Here is a 21,876-nt window from a genome sequence, read left to right as displayed (position 1 = left end):
GCGGTTGTTTTGCGGGATGGTCAATGGTTCTCGCGCGCCACGGTCGCGGCATTGAGCGGCATGCGAGGCTTGACCGCGACTCTGCGCTCGGGCACCAATCGGGGCAGGGGGGAATGACGCTGACGGAGGGCCCATTGCGCCGCGCCACACTTGCCATTGTCCTGGGAGCCGCCGTGCTGGCCGCGCCCGTGCCCGGTCTGGCAGCCGGGATCACCGAAAGCGCCTGTCTCAGATCGGCCCGGAGCCCGGGACCCTCGGTCTGCCGCTGCGCACAGTCGCTGGCCGATGTCAGCCTGAGCCGGAGCGATCAGCGCCAGGCGGCGAAGATCATCGCCGAGCCCGACCATTACCTGAAGCTGCGCGAGAAACGCGGCCAGCAGGCGTTCCTGGACCGGTATCGCGCCTGGGGCAAGGCTGCCGAGATGCGCTGCCGGGGCTGAGCCCCGGCGGCCTGCCGCGCTGGCGCGGTTACGTCCGGACAAAGGAAAAGACCGCGCCGGACGGGCCGGGCGGTCTTTCGCAATCTTCAGCGGCTGATGCGCGATCAGCTGGCGGCGGCTTCGGTGGTCGCCTTCTGGATGTCGCGCTTCACCTTCAGCGCAGAGGCCGAAAGGTCGGCGTCCGGGGCTTTCGCCAGGAAGGCGTCCAGGCCACCGCGGTGGTCCACGGTGCGCAGCGCCGAGGCGCTGATGCGGAACTTGAACGACCGGCCCAGCGTCTCGCTTGCCAGGGTCACGTCGTTCAGGTTCGGCAGGAAGCGCCGTTTGGTCTTGTTGTTGGCGTGGCTGACATTGTTGCCAACCATCGGGCCCTTGCCGGTCAGTTCACAGCGACGGGACATGTTGCTAGTCCTTGTCTAAATCGGTTCGCGTTCGGTCGTCCGAGGCATAAGCCCGGAAGGCCGCGCGGACGCGGCCGGGAATCTCGAAGCCCGGTGTCTAAGGTCGTTTCCCGGTGGCGTCAAGGGCCTTGGAGCCTGTTGATGTCATCCCCATGACAGGAGGCCGTATGGCCGATTACACGCTCTACTACTGGCCGGTGCCGTTCCGGGGCCAGTTCGTCCGTGCGGTTCTGGAGCAGGCCGGTGCGAACTGGGCCGAGGCGGGCTTCGAGGCTGTTGCCGCGCAGAGGCAGGCCGAGGTGCAGGAACAGCTGGTGCCGCACATGGGGCCGCCGGTGCTGACGGACCACGCGGCCGGGGTGACGCTGTCTCAGTTGCCGGCGATTCTTGGCTACGTGGGTCTGCGGCTGGGGATGATGCCGGGCGATCCGGCGGGCATCGCGATGACGCTGAAGGTGATCGGTGATGCGAACGATGTACTGGGTGACATGACGCGGGACAACGGTTCGCAGATGTGGACGCCGGAGGACTGGGCCGGATTCCAGCCGCGGCTGGAGCGGTGGATGCGGATCTTCGAGGAGACCGGCCGCCGCAACGGGTCGAGCGCCGGGGCGGGCTGGATGCTGGGCACCGACGCGCCGGGCGTCGCGGATATCGTGACGGCGGTCCTGTGGGGCACGATGACGGATGCCTTCCCCTCGCTGCGGCCGATGCTGGAGCGCTGTGCGCCCGCCATTGCCGGGCTGACGGACCGGGTGAGGGCGCTGCCCGCACAGGCCGCGCTGCGGGAGCGCACCCGCGAGGACTACGGCGACAGTTGGTGCGGCGGGCAGATCGAAGCCTCGCTGCGGTCGGTGACCTGAGCCTTCAACCGCCCTCGAAGCCAAGCGTTGCGAGGCCCGCGCCGCGCCCGCCCTGCCAGGCGACAAGCGCCCGGACGAGGCGGGCTGCCGGTCCGTCCTCGGGCTCGTCGGCGCGGGTGACCGCGAACCAGTCGAGGCCGAAGCCGCCAGCCGCCGCCGGGCGGGCGATCAGCGTGCCGTCGGCAAGCTCGGGCTCGATCGCCCAGCGACTGAGAAAGCTGATCCCGAAGCCTGCGCGCACCAGGTCGATCACCGCCTCGGGCGAGGGCATCGGCGCGAGGTTGCGCAGCGGCTCGGTCGGCTGGCCCAGCATCAGCTCCCATTCGAAGCCCGGTTCTGTGGCGAACGGGTAGGTGTACACGCGGGTCTCGCCCAGCATCGTGGTATCGACATAGTCGAGCGCGGCCAGCGGATGGCCCGGAGCCATCACCGCGACCAGCGGGTCGGTCGCCAGCCGCACCCAGCGGAAGCGTTTCAGCGTCGAGGGCCGCCCGTAGATCGTCGAGACATCCGCCAGCCCGTCCTGAAGCGCGCCCAGCGGGCGGGCGGTCGCCGCACCCGAGAGGTCCACGGCCAAATCCGGCTCACGCCGCTTCAGGTGGTCGAGGAAGGCTGGCCACCAGTGCCAGCGCGAATAGGTCGCCTGTCCCAGCCGTACCAGCCTGCGGGGGCCGCCCGCCGAGGTGGCAATTTCCTGCTCCAGCCGCGCGAGATCCGGCAGCACCCGGTCCGCGAAGGCCCGCAGCCTTTCGCCCTCGGGGGTCAGCGTCGCGCCCGAGGGGGTGCGGGTCACGAGGATCGACCCGGTGCGCCGCTCGGCCTCGCGCAGGCGGTGGCTGGCGGCGGATTGCGTGATCCCCAGCCGGGCGGCGGCGGCGGACACGCCTCCGGTCTCGGCGAGGGCCGAGATCAGCGCGAGGTGGTTGAGGCCGAGGCGGGGAAGCATGGATGCATTAAATCATTTCATGTCGAGTGTGAAAACTTGGAATTTTTCAGATGCTGCGGCGCGGCGTATCAGACGGGGCATGAAACAATCCTCCGCCACCCTGACCATCGCCCTCTGCGCCGTGCTCTTCGGCCTCGTCCCGCTGTTCGCCCGGATCCTTCAGGCCGAGGGGATGGACCCGTCGGCCATCGCCCTGTCGCGCTACGGGCTGACCGCGCTGGTCGCCGTGCCCTTCCTGCGATGGCGCAGGGGCGCGCGGCGGCAGGTGCTGGTGCTGGCGGGCGCGGGCCTGGCCTGCGGGCTGGGCTGGGTCGCCTATCTGGAGGCGATCGAGCGGACCACGGTGGCGGCGGCGGGCGTGGTCTACATGTCCTATCCGGCCTTCGCGCTGGTCTTCGCCTGGCTGCTGCTGGGCATCGCGCCGTCGGGGCGGGCCATCGCGGCGGCGGTCATGGTGCTGGCGGGCGCGCTGCTGGCCAGCGGAGGCGCGGGCGTGGGCGATCCGGTCGCGCTGCTGATGATGCTGCCCGCGCCCGCGTTCTTCGCGCTGGTGATCGTCGGGCTGGCGGCACTGGCGCCGGATCTTGCACCGATGGAGAAGCTTGCCGCGACCATGCTGGGCACCGTCGCGGGGTTGCTGCCGATGGCGGCGCTGGCCGAGCCGGGAACGTTGCTGCCGGTCTCGGGGCTGGGCTGGGCGGCGCTTCTGGGCAGCGGGTTGCTGACGGCGCTGCTGCCGCAGTGGCTTTACGTGCGGGCCGCGCCGCATGTCGGGCCGGGCCGTGCGGCGGCGGCGGGGGCGTTCGAGCTGCCGACGATGATGGCAATCGGCGCGTTGGCCTTCGGCGAGGTGGTGGGCCTGCGCGAGGTGGCGGCGGCGGTGCTGGTGATCGCGGCGATCGGGTTGAGCCCGGCGGTTCGCAAGGGCGAGGCACCCGCGCGGGGGCGCGCGGATGCCGAAGGGCTTGGCTGAGCGGAGCTTAGTTGAGCTGCTTTTCCAGGTCGGTGACCATCTCGTTGACGCCGAACTCCTCGGACATCTCCTCGACCTGGCGCATCAGCTTGGCGAGCGGGCCGTTCTTGGCGACCATCTCGGCGGGCTTGGCCCCGGCGACGGCGGCGAGGATCTTCTCGGCATCCTCGCGGGCCCAGCTGTCGGTGATCTTGGTCACGTCGTTCGCGAACAGCAGTGCCTTGGAGCACATGGCCCGGGTGGTCTTGGTCTCGCCCAGTCCCAGCCAGGCGAGCTTGTAGGGCGCCTTGCGGTTCAGGTAATAGGCACCGTCGGTCTTGGCGATGTCGGGCGAGAGCACGCCGAAGATCGACAGATCCTCTTTCGCGGCCATGTTGATCAGCCCGCCGGTCGGGTTCGGGTAGGCGTAGTAGAAGCCGACCATGCCGCGCTTGGCGCTGTCCTGCACCTCGGCCAGGATCTTGCCCGCGCCCGAGGTGAAGGCGAAGTTGGGGGTCGAGCCGGCGAAGTTCGCATCCTCGGCATAGAGACGCTCGATGAACGCCTTGGAGCCGCTGTTGTCGGGCACGACCCAGGTGATCCGGTCGCGATTGTTCACGATGTCGCCCCAGGTGGCGATCTGCGGTTCCTTGGTGAAGGCCATCGCGCATTCACCGGGCAGGTCGCTGCGCACGATCTTGACTGCGCCGCTGTCGACGGGCGCGTAGCTCAGCCCGCCCTGACCGATGCCGAAGGCCAGGCCCGCATCCTCGGAGGCCAGCCGGTTCGCGTTGTCGACCGAACCGTTGGTGGGCACCAGCTGGACGGTGTAGCCGTATTCCTTTGCGATGGGCCCGAGCACGTCGAGGACGCCCTGGCCAATGCCCTCGTGATAGGCCGAGCCCTGCCCAGTGGGCGCGCCGCCGGTATAGACCTTGATGGCGCTCTGCGCCTGGGCGGTGGCGGCCGAGACCGCCAGCGCGGCGGCGGTCAGAAGTGCGAAAGTCCCTCGCATGAAACGTACCCCTCAAGTTTCGTTCGCGGAAGTGCGGGCGCGCCGGCGGGGATTGCCGGAAGGGCGGCGCGCGCGGTCATGGGAAATGGTCCCGGAATGCTGTCCCCCCTTGCCGCGCAGGCGCGCGGCTTCCCTTTCGGGGACAGATGTAACCCGCGCTTTGGGGCGGTTCTGTGACAATTCCCGCGCTGAAACGCGGTCAGTCCGTCCGCCCCGAAAGGTCGCGCACCAGCGTATCCGACAGATCGAAATGGTTGGACGCCTCGTCCAGCACCGCCGAGTCCAGGCCCGGTGGCGACAGGTCCACCCCGTCGGCCAGCCGGTCGACGATATGGGTCATGGCTGCGATCCGGCCGTATTTCTTGTTGTTCGAAGGCACCGCATGCCAAGGCGCGTACGGCGTCGAGGTGCGGGCGAACATATCGTCGATGGCCTTGCGGTAGTCGTCCCAGCGCTTGCGGTTGCGGAAATCCTCGTAGCTGAGTTTCCAGCGCTTCATCGGGTCCATCAGCCGTTTCTGGAACCGCGCAAGCTGCTCTTCAGGCGAGACGTGCATGAAGATCTTCACGACGCGGGTGTTGTCATCGACAAGCATCTTCTCGAAGGCGTTGATCTCGTCATAGCCGGCCTGCCAGCGGGCCTTCGGCGTCAGCTTCTCGACCCGCTCGACAAGCACGCGCCCGTACCAGGAGCGGTCGAAGACCGTGATCGCTCCCTCGGGCGGCAGGCGTTCCACGAACCGGGTCAGAAAGTGCCGCTCGAGGTAGTATTGCCGGGGCGCACCGATGGGCCAGACCTTGAAGCTGCGCGGGTCGAGCGCAGACGAGATCCGGCGGATCGTGCCGCCCTTGCCGGCGGCATCCCAGCCTTCGAAGACCAGCACCGCCGCGCGGCGCTGGAACAGGTAGGCCTGCTGGATCAGCATCAGCTTGTGCTGCAGCTTGGCGAGTTTCTTCTCGTAGGTCTCGGGGTCGAGGCGAAGGGTCAGGTCGAGTTTGTCCAGGCTGGGCGGAGTATGCGGCATGGGGCCTCCTGTTTCGTCGGCTTCAGAATGCCTGGATCGGAGGGCGGGGCCTTGATCCGGGTCAAGCGCCTCGGCGGTTTGTCACCGCGCGCAGCAGTTCGGCGGCCGCCGCCGTCGGGCTTCGGCTGCCGTTCGTGACCTGCGCTTCGAGCTTGTCCGCAACCGGCGCGAGGGCTGGGTCGGCGTGCACATGGTCGCGCAGCATCCGCTCGAACTCCTGGCGGAACCAGTGCAGGTCCTGGGCAGCGCGGCGCTCGGTCAGTGCGCCGCTGTCGCGGCGGGCCTCTGCCAGCCGCTCGACGGTCTCCCACGCCGTATCGAGGCCCTTGCCGGTGGCGGCAGAGACGCACATCGCTGCCGGATACCCCTCGGGGTCGCCGGGCCGGGGCCGCATCAGCCGCAGCGCCGAGCCGTAATCGGCGCGGGTGGCGTTGGCCTGCGCCTCGAGATCGCCGTCGGCCTTGTTGACGAGGATCAGGTCGGCGATCTCCATGATGCCGCGCTTGACGCCCTGAAGCTCGTCGCCGCCTGCCGGGGCCAGCAGCAGCAGGAAGATGTCGGTCATTTCCGAGACCAGCGTTTCGGACTGGCCGACGCCGACGGTCTCGACCAGCACGATGTCGTGGCCTGCCGCCTCGACCAGCCGGATCGCCTCGCGGGTGCGGCGCGCGACGCCGCCGAGTTCCCCTGCCGAGGGCGACGGGCGAATGAAGGCGTTGGGATGCCGCGCAAGCCGTTCCATCCGGGTCTTGTCGCCGAGGATCGAGCCGCCGGTGCGCGAGGACGAGGGGTCGACCGCCAGCACCGCGACCTTGTGGCCCGCGTCGGCCAGCTTTACGCCGAGCGCCTCGATGAAGGTGGACTTGCCGACGCCGGGCGTGCCCGAAAGCCCCAGCCTCAGCGCCGGCGGGTCGGGCTGGGGCAGCGCGGCGAGCAGCGTGTCGGCAGCCTGCCGGTCGGCGGCGCGGCGGCTTTCAACCAGGGTGATCGCGCGGGCCAGCGCCCGGCGGTCCCCCGCCGCTACCGCCGCCGCCCGTGTTTCGGGATTGTCGTGCAAAGTGATCTTCTCCCACATGGGATGGCCGAATTGCCCCTGCACAAGCGAGGCGTCCGTGACATATGTTCCGGGTGAGGCCGGGGTGTCCAGAGCAGCGCCCCGCATAGCAGCTACAGGAGGTCTGAGATGACCGGACGGATCCGAGGGGCGCTGGGGGCGCTCGGCCTGCTGGCGATGGGCGCGACTGTGCCGGTGGCCGCGCAGTCGCAGGAAGTCCAGAGCTACACTGTCTCGATCGCGGGGCTGAGCGTCGGCTCTGCCAGCATCGCGGTGAACACCTCCGGCGACCGCTACAGCGCCGAGGCGCGCATTCGCGGGCGCGGGCTGGTCGGACGGCTGTTCGATTTCGGCTATGTCGGCAATTCCTCGGGGCGGATCGTCAGCAATTTCAAGCTGCAGCCGGAACAGTACCGCGCGAACAAGAACAGCAATGGCGAGACGCGCGCCTATTACCTGGATTTTCGGGGCGGGCTTCCCGTGAGGGCCGAGACCGTGCCGCCGACGAACTACCCCAAGTATGCGCCAGATCCGTCGAAACTGGGGGGCAGCCTCGATCCGGTCAGCGCTGCCTGGACGTTGCTGCGCGATGTCCCGGTCGGTCAGGCCTGCAACCGCTCGACGATGGTCTACGACGCCTCGCGCTCGTTCAAGGTCTGGCTGCAGCCTCGGGAGAAGGCGGGCGATCTGTGGTCGTGCGATGGGGCCTATTCGCGCGAGGGCGGGTTCTCGCCGCGCAAGCTGGCCGAGCAGAAGGTCTTTCCGTTCAAGGTGTTCTTCCGTGAGGATGCGGGCATGATGCGCGCTGTCCGCGTCGAGGTCGTCACCACCTACGGCACCGCCCGCGCCACAAGAAACTGAGCGTGACCGAAGACCTGCCGATTGCCGCCGTCCTCGGGTCGGTTGTCGCGGCCGTCCGCGATGCCGGCGCCTGCGTGCTGCAGGCGCCTCCGGGGGCGGGCAAGACGACGCAGGTGCCGCTGGCGCTGGATGCGGCGGGGGTCGTTGAGGGCAAGATCCTGATGCTGGAGCCGCGCCGGGTCGCCGCCCGCGCCGCCGCCGAGCGTCTGGCGGAACTTCTGGGCGAGGCACCGGGTGGCGCGGTGGGCTACCGGATGCGCGGAGCCTCGGTCGCGGGAAAGCGGATCGAGGTGATCACCGAGGGGATCCTGACGCGCATGTTGCAGTCGGACCCGGAGCTTTCGGGCGTCGGCTGCGTGATCTTCGACGAGTTCCACGAACGCGCGTTGCAGGCGGATCTGGGCCTTGCGCTGGTGTTGGAGGTGCGCGGCGCGCTGCGCGAGGATCTGGCGGTCGTTGCGATGTCCGCGACGCTGGACGCGGGCTTTGTCGCCGGGCTGATGGGCGATGCGCCGGTCGTGACTTCGGAGGGGCGGGCGTTTCCGGTCGAGACGCGCTACCTGCAGCGGCCTCTGGGGCCGGGCACGCTGGTCGGGCGCGGGTTCGTCTCGGGCGCGGTGGACCTGGTGCAGCGCGCGGCGGCCGAGACCGACGGCGACATGCTGGTGTTCCTGCCGGGACAGGGAGAGATCAACCGCGTCGCCTCGGCGCTGAAGGTCGGGGCCGAGGTGGTGCCGCTCCACGGCGGACTGCCGTTCAAGGCGCAGCGGGCGGCGTTGCGGCCCGGCGAGGGGCGGCGGGTTGTGCTGGCGACGGCGATCGCCGAGACCTCGCTGACCATTCCGGGCGTGCGGGTGGTCGTCGATTGCGGCCGCGCGCGGCGGGCACGGCTGGACCCGGCGACGGGCATGTCCCGACTGGTGACCGAGCGCGTCACCCGCGCCGAGGCCGAGCAGCGCCGGGGCCGCGCCGGACGCGTCGCCAAGGGTATCTGCTACCGGATGTGGACCAAGGGAGAGGAGGGCGCGCTGGCGGCCTTCCCGCCGCCCGAGATCGAGACGGCGGACCTGGTGCCGCTTGCGCTGGAACTGGCGCTCTGGGGCGCGTCGGATCCGGCAGAGCTGCCGTTTCCTACGCCGCCCGCGCCCGTCGCCTATGCGGTGGCGCGGGAGCTGCTGACGGAACTTGGCGCACTGGATGCGGGTGGCGCGCTGACCGACCGGGGGCGGGCGATGGGCGCGCTGCCGGTGCACCCGAGGCTCGCGCGGATGTTGCTGGAGGGCGGCGCGGCTGCGGCGGACCTTGCGGCGCTGGCCGAGGCGCGAGATCCGGTGCCGAACGCGCCCGCCGACATGACTCTGCGGCTTGAGGCGCTGGCGGATACCGCGAGGTTCGAGGCGACGCGGCCCTGGCGTGCGGACCGGGGGCGGCTGGCTGAGGTCCGAGCCGAGGCGAAGCGGCTGCGCAAGCTGGCGCCGCAGGGGCGGGCGTTGTCGCCCGGCGCGATGGCGGCGCTGGCCTGGCCGGATCGCGTGGGCCTGCGGCGGCCCGGCGACGCGCCGCGCTATCTGCTGTCGGGCGGCTCGGGCGCGTTTCTGGATGCGGGCGACGAGATGGGCGCGCAGCGGATGCTAGTGGCGCTGGATCTTGATGGGGACCGGCGCGAGGCGCGGATCCGGCGCGCGCTGCCGGTGCGCGAGGCCGAGCTGCGCGAGCTGTTCGCGGAGCGGATCGTCGAGGACCGGCTGTGCCGCTGGTCGCGCCGGCACCGGCAGGTCGAGGCTCGGGTGCAGGAGCGGCTTGGAGCCTTGGTTCTTTCGGACAAGGCCTGGAAGGACGCGCCCGACGACGCGCGGATCCCCGCGCTGCTGGAGGGGGTGCGGGATCTTGGCCTTCAGGCGCTGAGCTGGAGCACGGCGGCGCAGGGCCTGCGCGCGCGGGCCGAGTGGCTGCGGCGCGCGGGCGCGGAGCTGCCGGACATGGGCGATGCGGCGTTGCTGGACGCGCTCGAGGATTGGCTCGCGCCCTTCCTGCCCGGCGTGCGCAGTTTCGGGGAACTGGCCGCGATGGACCTCCACCCGGCGTTGACCGCGCGGCTGGGGCCGGGCGGCGAGGTGGCGCTGCGGCAGGGCGCGCCCACGCATTTCACCGCGCCGACCGGGACCAATGTGCGGATCGACTATTCCGGCGCGCAGCCCGAGATCGCGGTGCGCCTGCAAGAGATGTTCGGACTGGCGGAACATCCTTCGGTGGCGGGCGTACCGTTGCTGGTCACGCTGCTCTCGCCTGCGCAGCGGCCGGTGCAGACCACGGCGGACCTGCCGGGGTTCTGGGCCTCGAGCTATGCGGACGTGCGCAAGGACATGCGGGGGCGCTATCCGAAGCATCCCTGGCCCGAGGATCCGCTTGCGGCGGCCCCGACACGCCGCGCGAAAACGTCAGGAAAACGCTGAAGTTTCGCAAAGTTTACATGGTCATGGGCGACAGGTGCAGCGGGGGGCTGCTAGGCTCGACCGCAATGATAACGACAACCGGGAATCGCGCGACATGCAGCTTGCAAAAGAACCGTCCTTCCGCCAGTCCGTCGACATCATGTTCAACCGCGCGGCGGCGCTGATCGACCTGCCGCCCGGGCTGAAGGAAAAGATCCGTGTCTGCAATGCCACCTACACCGTCCGCTTCGGCGTGCGCCTGCGGGGCGAATTGCACACGTTTACCGGCTATCGCTCGGTCCATTCCGAGCACATGGAGCCGGTCAAGGGCGGGATCCGTTTCGCCACCAGTGTGAACCAGGACGAGGTCGAGGCGCTGGCGGCGCTGATGACCTACAAGTGTGCGTTGGTCGAGACGCCGTTCGGTGGCTCGAAAGGCGGTCTCTGCATCGATCCGCGCGAGTGGGAGCCGCACGAGTTGGAGCAGATCACCCGCCGCTTCGCCTATGAGCTGATCAAGCGCGACCTGATCCACCCCGCGCAGAACGTGCCCGCCCCGGACATGGGCACCGGCGAGCGCGAGATGGCCTGGATCGCCGACCAGTACCGGCGGATGAACACCACGGACATCAACTCAAGCGCGTGTGTCACTGGCAAGCCGACCCACGCGGGCGGCATCCAGGGCCGGACCGAGGCGACGGGCCGCGGCGTGCAATACGCGCTGCAGGAATTCTTTCGCCACCCCGAGGACGTGGCTGCGGCAGGTCTGGACGGCAAGCTCGACGGCAAGCGGGTGATCGTGCAGGGGCTCGGCAACGTGGGCTATCACGCGGCGCTGTTCCTGTCGGAAGACGACGGCGCGGTGATCACCGGCGTGATCGAGCGCGACGGCGCGGTGGTCAACGAAGGCGGCATCAATATCGCCGCCCTACGCCTGCACATGGCCGAGACCGGCGGCGTGCGCGGTTTCGAGGGCGCGACTTTCGTCGAGCATGGCTCGGAAGTGCTGGAATATTCCTGCGACATCCTGGTCCCGGCGGCGCTGGAAGGCGTCATCAACATGGAGAACGCCGAGCGGATCAAATCTCCGCTGATCATCGAGGCGGCGAACGGTCCGATCACCGCCGGCGCCGACGAGATCCTGCGCAAGCGCGGCTGCATCATCATCCCCGACATGTATGCCAACGCGGGCGGCGTGACGGTCAGCTATTTCGAGTGGGTGAAAAACCTCAGCCACATCCGCTTCGGCCGGATGCAGCGCCGGCAGGAGGAAGCGCGGCACATGCTGCTGGTCGACGAACTGGACCGGTTGTCGAAAAGCCACGACCTGGCCTGGGAACTGGGCAAGGACTTCCGCGCCAAGTACCTGCGCGGCGCGGGCGAGCTGGAGCTGGTGCGCTCGGGGCTGGACGACACGATGCGCGGTGCCTACCAGGCGATGCGCGAGGTCTGGCACACCCGGCAGGACGTCGAGGATCTGCGGACGGCGGCCTATCTGGTCTCGATCGAACGGGTGGCGCTGAGCTACCAGTCGAAGGGGCTGTAGGGCCTGTTTCCCCCGGCGCGGCGCGGGCTGCGGCGGGGGCCTCCGGCGGGGATATTTGCGGAAAGTGGAAGGCGGGTGCCTTCGGGTCAGTCCTCGGGGAAGTGGCCGGCCTTCATCAGGGCGATCACGTCGGCCATCTGTTTCGCCGCCTTGCCCGAGGTCGCGCCGCCGATGCCGACGCGGGTGCCGAGCCTCCACCAGACACCGGGTACCCAGGCACGGGGTGCGGGCTCGGTCAGCTTCAGCGAGAAGCCGTTGGAGGGTTTGAAGGCGAAGGCGCCGCGCTGGACGTTCTCGATGTGGTCGAGCCTTGCGATGGTGCGGCCGGTGCTGTCGTGCAGCCCGGTCCGGGTCAGAACAACGTCGGTTCCGGTGGCGCGCCAGACCGCCAGCGCCTGCCAGAGCGCGCCGAGGCCGAGAAGCAGCAGCAGGCCCTGGATCACGAGCTGTCGCTCGGGCATGGTCAGTGCGACCCATACCAACAGCAGGCCGAGCGCGACCTGGACCGCGAAGCTGAAGATCCGTCGGCCTTGCGAGACGCGGAGAATGGCGATGACGTCGTCGGTCTGAGACATGTTGCGCTCTTACGCCAGCCGCGGCCCGAGCGGAAGGGGGGCTGTGCGCGGGTGATGTCACGGCTTTGCCGGAATGCTATGGTGTTGCTGGACCGGAAACGGGCGGCGGAGGCTGACATGGCGCGGAATCGCAAGGCACGGGTGCGGATCGGGACGGAAATGCCGGCCTGGCTGCCGCCTGTGCTGCACGCGCCGGCGCGGGTGATCCTGGGTCTGCTTCTGGGCATGGGCTTCGCTGTCTACGCCGCCGCACTGGCTCTGGCGGCGGACCGGCTGATGAATGCAGGCGGATATGGCGCGGACGGGGCCGAGGCGCTTGGGCACCTTCTGGCGCTTCTGGCAGGCGGGCTGGTCGTCCGCTACGCGCTGGTCCGCATCGGCGAGGGCCCGGACCGGGACCGCATTACCTGAGGCATCGTTCCCGCTTCGGCAACAATCCTGTTCGGCGGATGCGCTGGCCCGGACCCGGGCACGGGCCCATATTCCGGGAAACCGATTTTCCGAAAGGAGGAAGGCCATGTCCTTCAGACCCGTGAAATCCGAGACCCGCGCCCAGCCCGCCATCGAGGGGGCGGGCGTTCACCTGCACCGCGTCTTCGGCTTCGGCGATCCGACCGAGGCCGATCCGTTCCTGCTGCTGGACGATTTCCGCAACGACGATCCGGCCGCTTATGCCAAGGGCTTTCCCTGGCACCCGCACCGAGGCATTGAGACGATCACCTACGTGCTGGAAGGCGAGGTCGAGCATTCGGACAGCCTCGGCAACAAGGGCCTTCTGGGGCCGGGCAGCGTGCAGTGGATGACGGCCGGCAGCGGCATCCTCCACCAGGAGATGCCGCGCGGGAACACGGTTGGTCAGATGCACGGTTTCCAGCTGTGGGCGAACCTGCCCTCGGCGCACAAGATGACGACGCCGCGCTACCAGGACATCCAGGGCAGCGACATCCCTGTCGTGGTCGAGGATGACGGCACCTCGGTGCGGGTCATCACCGGCGAGTTCTGGGGGCAGAAGGGTCCTGTCGACGGGATCGCCGCCGAACCGATGTACCTGGACGTGAGCGTACCGCCGAACGTGCGCCGCTCGTTGCCGGTGGACGCCTATGCCAACGCGTTTGCCTATGTCTTTGCCGGTTCTGGGACGTTTCGCGATGCCTCGAACCCGGTGGGGGTGAAGGTCGAGAAGGAGTACCGGGGGCAAGAGCTGAACATCCGCGACCTGACCGGGAACAGGACGCTGGTGCGGTTCGACACCGGGGACGAGATCACCGTGCAGGCGGGGCCGGAGGGGATCCGCTTCCTGCTGGTGACGGGCAAGCCGATCCGCGAGCCGGTGGCCTGGCACGGCCCGATCGTGATGAACACCCGCGAAGAGCTGATGCAGGCGATGCGCGACCTGCAGAACGGCACCTTCATAAAGGCTTGAAGGGAGCGCGCCGCCCTGGCGGGCGGCGCGTGCCTCCGGCGGGGATATTTGGGGAACATGGAAGGCGGGCGCCATTTCCTGCGGCGCGCTCGCGGGACCGGGTTGGGTCAGAGGGTCCAGCTGAAGCCGGTTTCCTTTTCGGACCGGTCCCAGAGCCTGACCATGACGGGTTTGTCGTAGGCATAGGGCTCCAGCGTCCCCCTGCCGACCGGGCCGACCCATTCCATGCGGCCGGTGGGGCCGTAGAGGGCGCGTTGCTCAAGCCCGTCTTCGGTTGCGCACATGACCTCCGAATACGCGCCTTTCTCGGCCGATTGAACCATCGGCGACAGGGTCATGAGGCCGAACATGATCCGCGTGCCCAGGCCGCCGCTGGTCTTGATGAGCGAGGTGGCGGAGGATCCGGGGTGGCAGACATAGACCTCGACGTTCCTGTCCGCCGCTTTCACCCGGTCCTGAAGTTCATAGGCGAACATCATCTGGGCCAGCTTGCTCTGGCTGTAGGCGGGATTGGCGCGATAGGCCCTGTCCCAGTTCATGTCGTCGAACTGGATGGTTCTGAGCCCCATCTTGTAGCCGAGGCTGGCGACGACGACGATGCGTCCACTGGACTGCTCGATGCGCTCGAAGAGCATCCCGCAGAGGACGAAATGCCCGTAGTGGTTGGTGCCGAGCTGGCTTTCGAAACCGTCCTTGGTGAATTTCTGTGTCGGCACCTGCGCGATGGCGGCGTTGCAGATCAGCGCGTCGATTTTCGGGACCGTCTGCAGCACGTTCGACGCCGCCGCGCGCACGCTGGCAAGATCGGCGAGGTCCATGCGGACGAAGCTGACGTCGGCATCGGCGCCAAGCTCCGTGCGGAGCTCTTCGATGGCGGCGACCGACTTCTCGGCGCTGCGGTTGAGCATCACCACTTTCGCGCCCTTCGAAAGCAGGATGCGCGCGGCCTGAAAGCCCGCGCCGGCATTCGCGCCGGTGATGACGAAGGTCTTGCCTACGAGAGAGCCGAGGCGTTCGGGCGTCCAGCCCTTGGGTCCGAATTGAGTGTCTGTCATGATCGTGCTCCGTCACATGTCGGCGGTGGGGCCGCGCGGGCTTGGGTTGCATTGCTGGGTGTGTAGATAAATCTCGCCTATGCGCGGAAACATACGAGATCGTCGCGAATACTTGCCTGATCGTATCAACGTGGTTGCCGTGGCCGAGTGCGCGGTTCTAGATTGGCGACATGAGCAAGGAACGGATCAAGCAGCTTATCGAGGCCCGGATCCACCGCGACGGGCTGGTCGAGACCGGTGTGGCGGGCGTGAAACTGTTTCGCGCGACCGCGCCGGTGCCCTGTGCGCCGGCGGTCTATGAGCCCAGCGTCATCGCCATCGTGAGCGGGGCAAAGGAAGCGGTGCTGGACGGGGCGCGGTATGTGTATGACGACAGCCGGTACATGTGTTGCCCGATGTCGATGCCGGTCGAGGCGGGGACGCCCGCCGCGTCGCCCGAGAACCCGCTTTATGGCGTCTATATCGCGCTCGAGCCTCGGGTAATGGCCGAACTGGCGCTGGAGATGGAGAGTGCAGGGGGCAGTCTTCCGGCGGCGAAGGCCGGGGTGGACGCACAGGGTATCAGGCTGGCGCGCTGGGAGGAGCCGTTCTCGGACGCGCTGCTGCGGCTGCTGCAGTTGGGAGAGAGCCCGACCGACTGTGCCGTGCTTGGCGCTTCGCGTCTGCGCGAGCTGTACTATGCGGTTCTGAAGGGCGAGGCCGGGGCCTTCGCGCGGCAGGCCTTTGGCGCGGGCAATGCGATCGCCCGATCGATCATGCATGTCTCGTCCGACCTGACCGCGCCGGTATCCATTGACGAGATGGCCGCGCGGGCAGGCATGAGCCGCGCCGTGTTCCACCGGAAGTTCAAGCAGGCCACGACCATGTCCCCGATCCAGTTCGTGAAGTCGATGCGCCTCAACAGCGCCGCGATGAAGATCGCCGGGGGCATGACGGTGAATGAAGCGGCGATGGACGTGGGCTATGTCAGCCCGTCGCAGTTCAGCCGGGAGTTCAAGCGCCTGTACGGGCAGTCGCCGAGGCAGTGGAGCGACGCTCAGCATCTGCCGTCCGGGGTGGTGTGAGCGGGACGGGGCGTTTCAGCTACGGCGCTTGCGCGGACGCCCGCAAGGGCGACTCACGTCGAGAGCCATGCCTGGCGGGCATGGCTCTCGGAGTATCGTGGTCTCGGCGCGGGATATCCCCGTCAGTGCAGGAGCAGCAGCGGTACCTTGCAGGCGCGGATCATCTCGGTCGTGGTCGAACCCAGGAAGAGGTGGTGCAGCCGGCCCTGGCCGTAGGCGCCCATGACGACCATGTCGAAGCCCTCGTCCTCGACCAGCGGGCCGAGAACCTGTTCGGGCTGGCCCGGCAGCAACGCGGTATCGGCTGTGATACCGCCAGCGGCCAGTGCGGCCTTGGCATCCGCGAGGCCGCGTTCAGCTGCAGTCCCGGATTTTCCGACCGTGACGATGCGGACTTCGAGGCCCTGGAACAGCTTGTTCCGCGAGACATGGTCGATGGCCTTCATCGCCGCCGGGCCGCCGTCATAGGCGATCAGCACGCGCTTGATTGGTTTGAAGGCGCGGTTGGCGACGAAAAGCGGCTTGCGGGTGCTGCGCACGACACGCTCGAGGTTCGAGCCGAGGTGGCCCTTGGCGAAATCCGCCGCCTCGCCGCGCTTGCCGATCAGAACCATCTCGGCCTGGGGTTCGAGGTCCGAGAGCGTTTCCAGCAGATCGCCGTGGCGCAGGTTGACGGTGGCTTTGGCCACACCGGCCTCGGTCAGGATCGCCCGCGCATCGTCGAGGATCATACGGCCCCGGCGGGTGATCAGCTGGGCGCGCTGCTCGTCGAGCTTGGAGAGTTCCTCGAGCAGGGCGGTGCGGGCGCCGAGCGAGATCGCGCCGGACAGGTCGCCCTTGCCGCCGGTCTCGCGCCGGCCGAGGACATGGACCAGTTCCACCGCAAGCCCTGTGCGGCCCGCGATCCAGGCGGCGTGTTCGCAGACGCTGCGCGAATAGTCGGAGCCGTCGATCAGCGCCATCATCTTGTCGGTCATCATGCTCTCCCTAGTGCGCCAGCAGCTTGTCCATCGCGCCGGGCTTGTCGTGCTCGCCCAGACGGTCGACGATGGTGGCCGAGGCCTCGTTCATGCCCTTCAGCTCCACCGTCGCGCCGTCACGGCGGAACTTGAGCACGGCCATGTCCAAGGCCGCAACAGACGAGATGTCCCAGATGTGCGCGCGGCTGACGTCGATGACCACGGTTTCGGCGGCTTCCTTGAAGTCGAAGGACTTCATGAAATCCTCGGCCGAGGCGAAGAAGAGCTGGCCGATGATCGTGTAGGTGCGGGTGCGGCCGTCGTCCGACAGCGTACTCTCGACGCGGAAGAGCTGCGCGATCTTGCCGGCGAAGAAGATGCCCGAGAGCAGCACGCCGGTCAGCACGCCTAGCGCGAGGTTGTGGGTGTAGACGGTGACGATCACCGTCGCCAGCATCACCACGGACGAGGATTTCGGGTGCGTCTGCAGTGTCTTGATCGACGACCACGAGAAGGTCCCGATCGAAACCATGATCATGATCCCCACCAGCGCGGGCATCGGGATCTGCGCGACCAGGTCGCCCAGTACCACCACCAGGAACAGCAGCACCGTGCCGGCGGTGAAGGACGACAACCGCCCGCGCCCGCCGGATTTCACGTTGATCATCGACTGGCCGATCATCGCGCAGCCCGCCATGCCGCCGATGAAGCCGGTGCCGAGGTTCGCGAGGCCCTGGCCTATGCACTCCTGGTTGCGGTCCGAGGTGGTGTCGGTCAGATCGTCGATCAGGTTCTGCGTCATCAGGCTTTCGAGCAGGCCCACGACCGCCACGGCGACCGCGTAGGGGAAGATGATCTGCAGCGTCTCGAAGGTCAGCGGCACGTCGGGGATCAGGAAGACCGGCAGCGTGTCGGGCAGCGCGCCCATGTCTCCGACGGTGCGCACGTCCCAGCCGAAGGCCATCGAGGCCGCCGTAAGCACGATGATCGCCACCAGCGGCGAGGGGATCGCGCGGGTGAGGTAGGGGAACAGGTAGATGATCGCCAGCGCTGCGGCGGTCAGCGGATAGGTCAGCCAGGGCACGCCGATCAACTCGGGCAGTTGCGCCATGAAGATCAGGATCGCCAGCGCGTTGACGAAGCCCGTCATCACCGAGCGCGAGACGAAGCGCATCACCTGGCCCAGCTTCAGGAAGCCCGCGCCGATCTGGAGCAGGCCCGCCAGCACCGTCGTCGCCAGCAGGTATTGCAGCCCGTGGTCCTTGACCAGCGTCACCATCAGTACCGCCGTCGCCGCTGTCGCGGCCGAGATCATCCCCGGACGCCCGCCGGTGATCGCCGTGATCACCGCGATCGAGAACGAGGCGTAGAGGCCGATTTTGGGGTCGACCCCGGCAATCAGCGAGAAGGCGATCGCCTCGGGGATCAGGGCAAGGGCGACGACGAGGCCCGACAGCAGGTCGGCGCGAATGTTGCCGAACCATTGTTGGCGATAGGCGTGAAGTGAAAACATGGCGATCCCGTTCCTGCGCCGGCGATTTGGCGCGCGTGCGTGATTGTCTGTCCGGAAGGGGCGGCGGAATGGGCGAATGCCCGGCGTGCCGCAAGGGTACCCGGTCTCGCAGCCGCTATACTGCGGTGCGGCGCGATTGCCAAGCTCGGGAAGGAAGCGCCGCGCGCGGGGAGAGAGTGTCGCGCGCGGCGCCGTCGCTCAGGCGAACCTTCGTTCGGCCTCGCGGAACTTCAGGCCGAGGATGCGCTCGCCGGTATCACGGGCGGCCTCGAGCTGATCGGGGGAGGGGGCATCGGGGATCGCGGCCAGCCATCTGTCGGCATCCGCCGGGCTGGTGCTGGCGGCGAATGCGCCGATCAGCCAGGTCGTGCCGGGCTGAAGCGCGGCCTCCAGGTGCGGTACATGGGTCTGCGGGAAGTAGAGCGACGAGTTCGGGTGCACCTTCTCGCGCAACCTGGCCGTCCGGCGCTGCGGCGAGAGGTCCGCCGCAAGACTGGCGTGCGACTTGGTGATCGCTTCGGCCACGGTCGGGCGGGTGCCCTGGCGGGCGAGGCCCGCGTCGGTGCGCTCGATGGCGAAGCCGCCCTCGGTGGTCAGCAGGGGCCGCGCGGTTGTCACCTTGTGGGCCCGGATGTGCCAGGGCGCGCGGGCGATCAGCCAGGTCTCGACGGTGATGTCGTCGTCGGGCTGCCATTTCGACCAGAGCCAGTCGTCGCCGATCCGCGCCTCGGCGAATTCGCAGCGGATGAAGAACTCGGCCCCGTCGCGGGATAGCGCCAGCATGTTGTCGAACGGGTTCTGCTGGAAGCCGCGCCGGTCGGCGTCCATCGAGAAGCCGAAGGCGGTCGAATAGGCGAACTTGCCGTATTTCTCGGCCCCGCCGCGCAGCGGCATCCGCATCTCGTTGCAGGACGACAGCATCACGCGGCTGCCGCCGGCCTCGAAGCCCAGCATCCCGGCGACCCGCGAGCGCATCAGCGCGTCGGTTTCGACCTTGTCCTCTTCCTCGGCCTGCCAGAACGGGTGGCTCTCGGGCAGGGCGAGGGTAAGGTAGGCCTTCATCGCCCAATATGGCGAGCCGGGCGAGTTGTAGATCTCGCACATGTGCAGGTTGGGGTAGGCGTAGCCCACCGGCATCACGCCGTCGCGGTCGAAGTAGTTCCGCTTGCCCCACCAGCGCATGTTGCGCGCCCAGAGGCCCCTGATCTGGCCCCAGGGCAGCGCCTCGACGTCGGCGAAGGCGAGCCCGGCCCAGAACGAGGCCTGCGCGAAGCGGTAGGTCATCGAGCGGCCAAAGGCCAGCGACGCGCCCTCGGCGTCGAACCAGTGCTGGAATTCCTGCGCGAACTGGCGCGCGCGGTCGCGGAAGCGCTGGCAGCGCTCCTCGTCGCCCTTGGCGAGCTTTGAATAGATCAGCCCGTAGAAGTGCATGGCGAAGGGGATGTAGTGGTCGAAGCGGCGGGCCTCGCCATCCGCGTACCAGCCTTCGTCGATATAGAAGCTTTCCAGCCGGTCGAGCGCGTCGCGGCGCACTGTCAGGTCATGCTCGACGCCGACGGCCTCGAGGCCGAGGCTGCCGAAGACGTGGAAGAAGTGCCAGTTGTTGTCGGCGGTCTTGCGCGTCTGGCAGAACTTCAGCCAGTTGGCGACGTTCTCTTTCTGCGCGTCCGTCAGGGGATCCCACAGCTTTTCCTTGGCGAATACCAAGCCGAACCCGATCGCGGCGCTTTCGACAAGGCGTTGGTCGCGGTCCTCGAACGTGCCCCAGTATTCCGGGTGGTCCGGGTCGGTGCCGTTGATATAGCCCTCACGGAACATGTCCCAGTCATCGAAGGGCAGGCCGCCCGCCACCAGCGGGGCCAGGCCGAACAGCGGGCGGGAGAAGCCCTCGAGCTCGGCGGCGGTTCGGGTGAAATGCGCGGAGGGCAGGCCGAGGTCGACGCGCGCCTTGCCGGGGCTGAAATAGGGCTTGAGCGGCTGCCACAGCTGGACGGCCGAGCGGGCGAAATCGTCGCGCGTGCGAAGCGGGTTGTCCGCGAGCGGGTTCATGGGGTCTCCCTAGTCTTATTCTGCCGCTATCAGGCGGCGGTTGTCCGGATCAGTGCCAGGAACGGCGGCGATCAGGTTGCGGGTGTAGTCGCGGGTGGGCTGCTGGCAGATGCGGGCGGCGTCGTCGATCTCGACCAGCTCGCCCTTGTGCATGACGGCGATGCGGTCGCAGAAATAGCGGACCACGCCCAGATCGTGCCCGACGAAGATGTAGCTGAGGCCAAGCTCGGTCTGCAGGTCGAAGAGCAGGTCCAGGATCTGCGAGCGGATCGAGCCGTCCAGCGCCGAGGTTGCCTCGTCCGCGATGATCAGGCGCGGATCGACCGCCAGCGAGCGCGCGATCGAGATGCGCTGCCGCTGCCCGCCCGAGAACGCGTGCGGATAGCGGGTCAGCATCGCTTGCGGCAGGCCCACGCGGTTCAGAAGGTAGGCGGCCTTGTCGCGGATCTCCTTGCGCGACAGGCGGCCTTCGAGGATCAGGGGTTCCGCGATGATCTGCTCGACCGTCATGCGCGGGTTGAGCGACGAGAACGGGTCCTGGAAGACCATGCGGATCTCGCGGTTCAGGCCCGCGCCGCGCAGTGCGCCCGGCTCCAGCAGATCGAAGCTGCGGCCGTCCTTGGACTGGTACATCGCGCTGCCGCTGTCGGCGTTCAGCAGGCCGACGAGGGCGCGGACGAGCGTGGTCTTGCCCGAGCCGGACTCGCCGACGATGCCAAGGTTCTCGCCCTCGTGCAGGGTGAAGGACACCTTCTTCAGCGCGTGGAATTCCTTGGTGCGGCGGCGGATGAACCCGGTTGTCTTGCGGAAGGTCAGGTCCAGGTCGCGCACTTCGAGCAGCGGTTTCGGCGCCGCCGGGGGCAGGGTGCCGCCGCGGTCGTGATCCCCCGCGATCGAAAAGCGCGAGGAGGCGCCGATCAGGTGCTTGGTATAGGCCGCCTCCGGGTCGTGGAACACCTGCCGCGATGGGCCAAGCTCGACCAGTTTGCCGTGATACATCACCGCGACGCGGTCGGCGATTTCGGCGACCACGCCCATGTCGTGTGTGATGAAGATGACCGCCATGCCCAGTTCCGCCTGAAGGCGCTTGAGCAGCCGCAGGATTTCCGCCTGCGTGGTCACGTCGAGCGCGGTCGTCGGTTCGTCCGCGATCAGAATTTCCGGCTGGCAGGCCAGCGCCATTGCGATCATCGCGCGCTGGCGCATCCCGCCCGAGAACTCGAAACTGTACTTGTCGATGGCGGTCTCGGGGTCGGGGATCTGCACGCGGCGCAGGCTCTCGATCGCTTCGGCGCGGGCCTCGGCATCGGTCATGTCGCGGTGCAGGAGGATCGTCTCGGTGATCTGGTCGCCGATGGTGTGGACCGGCGAGAGCGAGCTCATCGGTTCCTGGAAAACCATGCCGATCCGGTCGCCGCGGATTGCGCGCATCCGGTCGTCATTGTCGTCGAGCGCGGTGATGTCGACCGTGCCCTCGGGGCCGTTCAGCAGGATCCGCCCGCCGGTGATCTTGCCGGGTTTGCAGATCCGCATCAGGGCGCGGGCGGTGACGGACTTGCCCGAGCCGCTCTCGCCCACGACGCAGAGCGTCTCACCCCGGTGCAGGTCGAAGCTGACGCCGTGGACCACGTCGGTCGTGTGGCTGCGGATCGAGAAGCCGACCGAGAGATTGCTGACTTGCAGAACGGGTTTTTCCATCTTCGG

The 21,876-nt window shown here is 68.3% G+C and carries 20 protein-coding genes; 9 read left to right on the top strand and 11 right to left on the bottom strand.

What is annotated here, in order from left to right; translation table 11 throughout:
• Positions 1–113 precede the first annotated feature (113 nt).
• Entirely contained in the window at positions 114–440 is a 327-nt protein-coding gene (locus ACW9UR_RS07790; protein WP_458916397.1) for a hypothetical protein, read from the top strand.
• 104 nt (positions 441–544) lie between these two features.
• Here the strand turns inward: ACW9UR_RS07790 and rpmB are convergent, their stop codons facing one another.
• Positions 545–841: a 50S ribosomal protein L28 gene (gene rpmB, locus ACW9UR_RS07785; RefSeq protein WP_458916396.1), complete on the bottom strand. Its 297-nt coding sequence runs from the start codon at positions 839–841 to the stop codon at positions 545–547.
• 167 nt (positions 842–1,008) lie between these two features.
• On the opposite strand from rpmB, the gene ACW9UR_RS07780 reads away from it, so the two are divergent.
• Positions 1,009–1,704, top strand: a complete 696-nt coding sequence (locus tag ACW9UR_RS07780) for a glutathione S-transferase (RefSeq protein ID WP_458916395.1) — start codon at positions 1,009–1,011, stop codon at positions 1,702–1,704.
• Between the two features lie 4 nt (positions 1,705–1,708).
• Here ACW9UR_RS07780 and ACW9UR_RS07775 read toward each other — a convergent pair whose 3' ends face one another.
• The gene (locus ACW9UR_RS07775) at positions 1,709–2,650 is read right to left on the bottom strand and encodes a LysR family transcriptional regulator (protein ID WP_458916394.1); all 942 of its coding nucleotides are present in this window, start codon (positions 2,648–2,650) and stop codon (positions 1,709–1,711) included.
• A gap of 79 nt (positions 2,651–2,729) precedes the next feature.
• On the opposite strand from ACW9UR_RS07775, the gene ACW9UR_RS07770 reads away from it, so the two are divergent.
• Entirely contained in the window at positions 2,730–3,623 is an 894-nt protein-coding gene (locus ACW9UR_RS07770) for a DMT family transporter (protein ID WP_458916393.1), read from the top strand.
• A gap of 7 nt (positions 3,624–3,630) precedes the next feature.
• Here ACW9UR_RS07770 and ACW9UR_RS07765 read toward each other — a convergent pair whose 3' ends face one another.
• From ACW9UR_RS07765 to meaB, 3 genes are all read right to left on the bottom strand, one after another.
• A complete protein-coding gene (locus ACW9UR_RS07765) occupies positions 3,631–4,617 on the bottom strand; it encodes a TAXI family TRAP transporter solute-binding subunit (protein WP_458916392.1) in 987 nt (328 codons plus the stop codon).
• 199 nt (positions 4,618–4,816) lie between these two features.
• Positions 4,817–5,641 carry a polyphosphate kinase 2 family protein gene (locus tag ACW9UR_RS07760; protein ID WP_458916391.1) on the bottom strand — a complete coding sequence of 275 codons (825 nt, stop codon included), beginning with the start codon at positions 5,639–5,641 and terminating at the stop codon, positions 4,817–4,819.
• Between the two features lie 61 nt (positions 5,642–5,702).
• Positions 5,703–6,716, bottom strand: a complete 1,014-nt coding sequence (gene meaB, locus ACW9UR_RS07755; protein ID WP_458916390.1) for a methylmalonyl Co-A mutase-associated GTPase MeaB — start codon at positions 6,714–6,716, stop codon at positions 5,703–5,705.
• 108 nt (positions 6,717–6,824) lie between these two features.
• Between meaB and ACW9UR_RS07750 the strand changes: the two genes are divergently transcribed.
• From ACW9UR_RS07750 to ACW9UR_RS07740, 3 genes are all read left to right on the top strand, one after another.
• Positions 6,825–7,556 (top strand): DUF3108 domain-containing protein, encoded by a 732-nt coding sequence (locus ACW9UR_RS07750; protein WP_458916389.1) that lies wholly within the window; start codon positions 6,825–6,827, stop codon positions 7,554–7,556.
• A 2-nt stretch (positions 7,557–7,558) separates the two neighbouring features.
• A complete protein-coding gene (gene hrpB, locus ACW9UR_RS07745) occupies positions 7,559–10,009 on the top strand; it encodes an ATP-dependent helicase HrpB (RefSeq protein ID WP_458916388.1) in 2,451 nt (816 codons plus the stop codon).
• Positions 10,010–10,103: 94 nt separating this feature from the next.
• Positions 10,104–11,534 carry a Glu/Leu/Phe/Val family dehydrogenase gene (locus ACW9UR_RS07740; RefSeq protein ID WP_458916387.1) on the top strand — a complete coding sequence of 477 codons (1,431 nt, stop codon included), beginning with the start codon at positions 10,104–10,106 and terminating at the stop codon, positions 11,532–11,534.
• Between the two features lie 86 nt (positions 11,535–11,620).
• Here the strand turns inward: ACW9UR_RS07740 and ACW9UR_RS07735 are convergent, their stop codons facing one another.
• Positions 11,621–12,109: a hypothetical protein gene (locus tag ACW9UR_RS07735; RefSeq protein ID WP_458916386.1), complete on the bottom strand. Its 489-nt coding sequence runs from the start codon at positions 12,107–12,109 to the stop codon at positions 11,621–11,623.
• Between the two features lie 117 nt (positions 12,110–12,226).
• Between ACW9UR_RS07735 and ACW9UR_RS07730 the strand changes: the two genes are divergently transcribed.
• A complete protein-coding gene (locus tag ACW9UR_RS07730) occupies positions 12,227–12,520 on the top strand; it encodes a hypothetical protein (protein WP_458916385.1) in 294 nt (97 codons plus the stop codon).
• Positions 12,521–12,626: 106 nt separating this feature from the next.
• Complete coding sequence (locus ACW9UR_RS07725; RefSeq protein WP_458916384.1) at positions 12,627–13,532, top strand: pirin family protein; 906 nt, start codon at positions 12,627–12,629, stop codon at positions 13,530–13,532.
• Between the two features lie 107 nt (positions 13,533–13,639).
• Here ACW9UR_RS07725 and ACW9UR_RS07720 read toward each other — a convergent pair whose 3' ends face one another.
• A complete protein-coding gene (locus ACW9UR_RS07720; protein WP_458916383.1) occupies positions 13,640–14,587 on the bottom strand; it encodes an SDR family oxidoreductase in 948 nt (315 codons plus the stop codon).
• 170 nt (positions 14,588–14,757) lie between these two features.
• On the opposite strand from ACW9UR_RS07720, the gene ACW9UR_RS07715 reads away from it, so the two are divergent.
• A complete protein-coding gene (locus ACW9UR_RS07715; protein ID WP_458916382.1) occupies positions 14,758–15,651 on the top strand; it encodes an AraC family transcriptional regulator in 894 nt (297 codons plus the stop codon).
• 122 nt (positions 15,652–15,773) lie between these two features.
• Here ACW9UR_RS07715 and ACW9UR_RS07710 read toward each other — a convergent pair whose 3' ends face one another.
• The 4 genes from ACW9UR_RS07710 to ACW9UR_RS07695 form a co-directional block, all read right to left on the bottom strand.
• Complete coding sequence (locus ACW9UR_RS07710) at positions 15,774–16,628, bottom strand: universal stress protein (RefSeq protein WP_458916381.1); 855 nt, start codon at positions 16,626–16,628, stop codon at positions 15,774–15,776.
• A gap of 10 nt (positions 16,629–16,638) precedes the next feature.
• Positions 16,639–18,123 (bottom strand): SulP family inorganic anion transporter, encoded by a 1,485-nt coding sequence (locus ACW9UR_RS07705; RefSeq protein ID WP_458916380.1) that lies wholly within the window; start codon positions 18,121–18,123, stop codon positions 16,639–16,641.
• Positions 18,124–18,321: 198 nt separating this feature from the next.
• Positions 18,322–20,172, bottom strand: coding sequence for a DUF2264 domain-containing protein (locus ACW9UR_RS07700; RefSeq protein WP_458916379.1), 1,851 nt, complete (start codon positions 20,170–20,172; stop codon positions 18,322–18,324).
• Between the two features lie 15 nt (positions 20,173–20,187).
• Positions 20,188–21,870 carry an ABC transporter ATP-binding protein gene (locus tag ACW9UR_RS07695; RefSeq protein ID WP_458916378.1) on the bottom strand — a complete coding sequence of 561 codons (1,683 nt, stop codon included), beginning with the start codon at positions 21,868–21,870 and terminating at the stop codon, positions 20,188–20,190.
• Positions 21,871–21,876 lie beyond the last annotated feature (6 nt).

The sequence above is a fragment of the Halovulum sp. GXIMD14794 genome (assembly GCF_054457455.1).
Note: the sequence above shows the minus strand (reverse complement) of the source record. Positions and strands in the feature narration are given on the sequence as shown.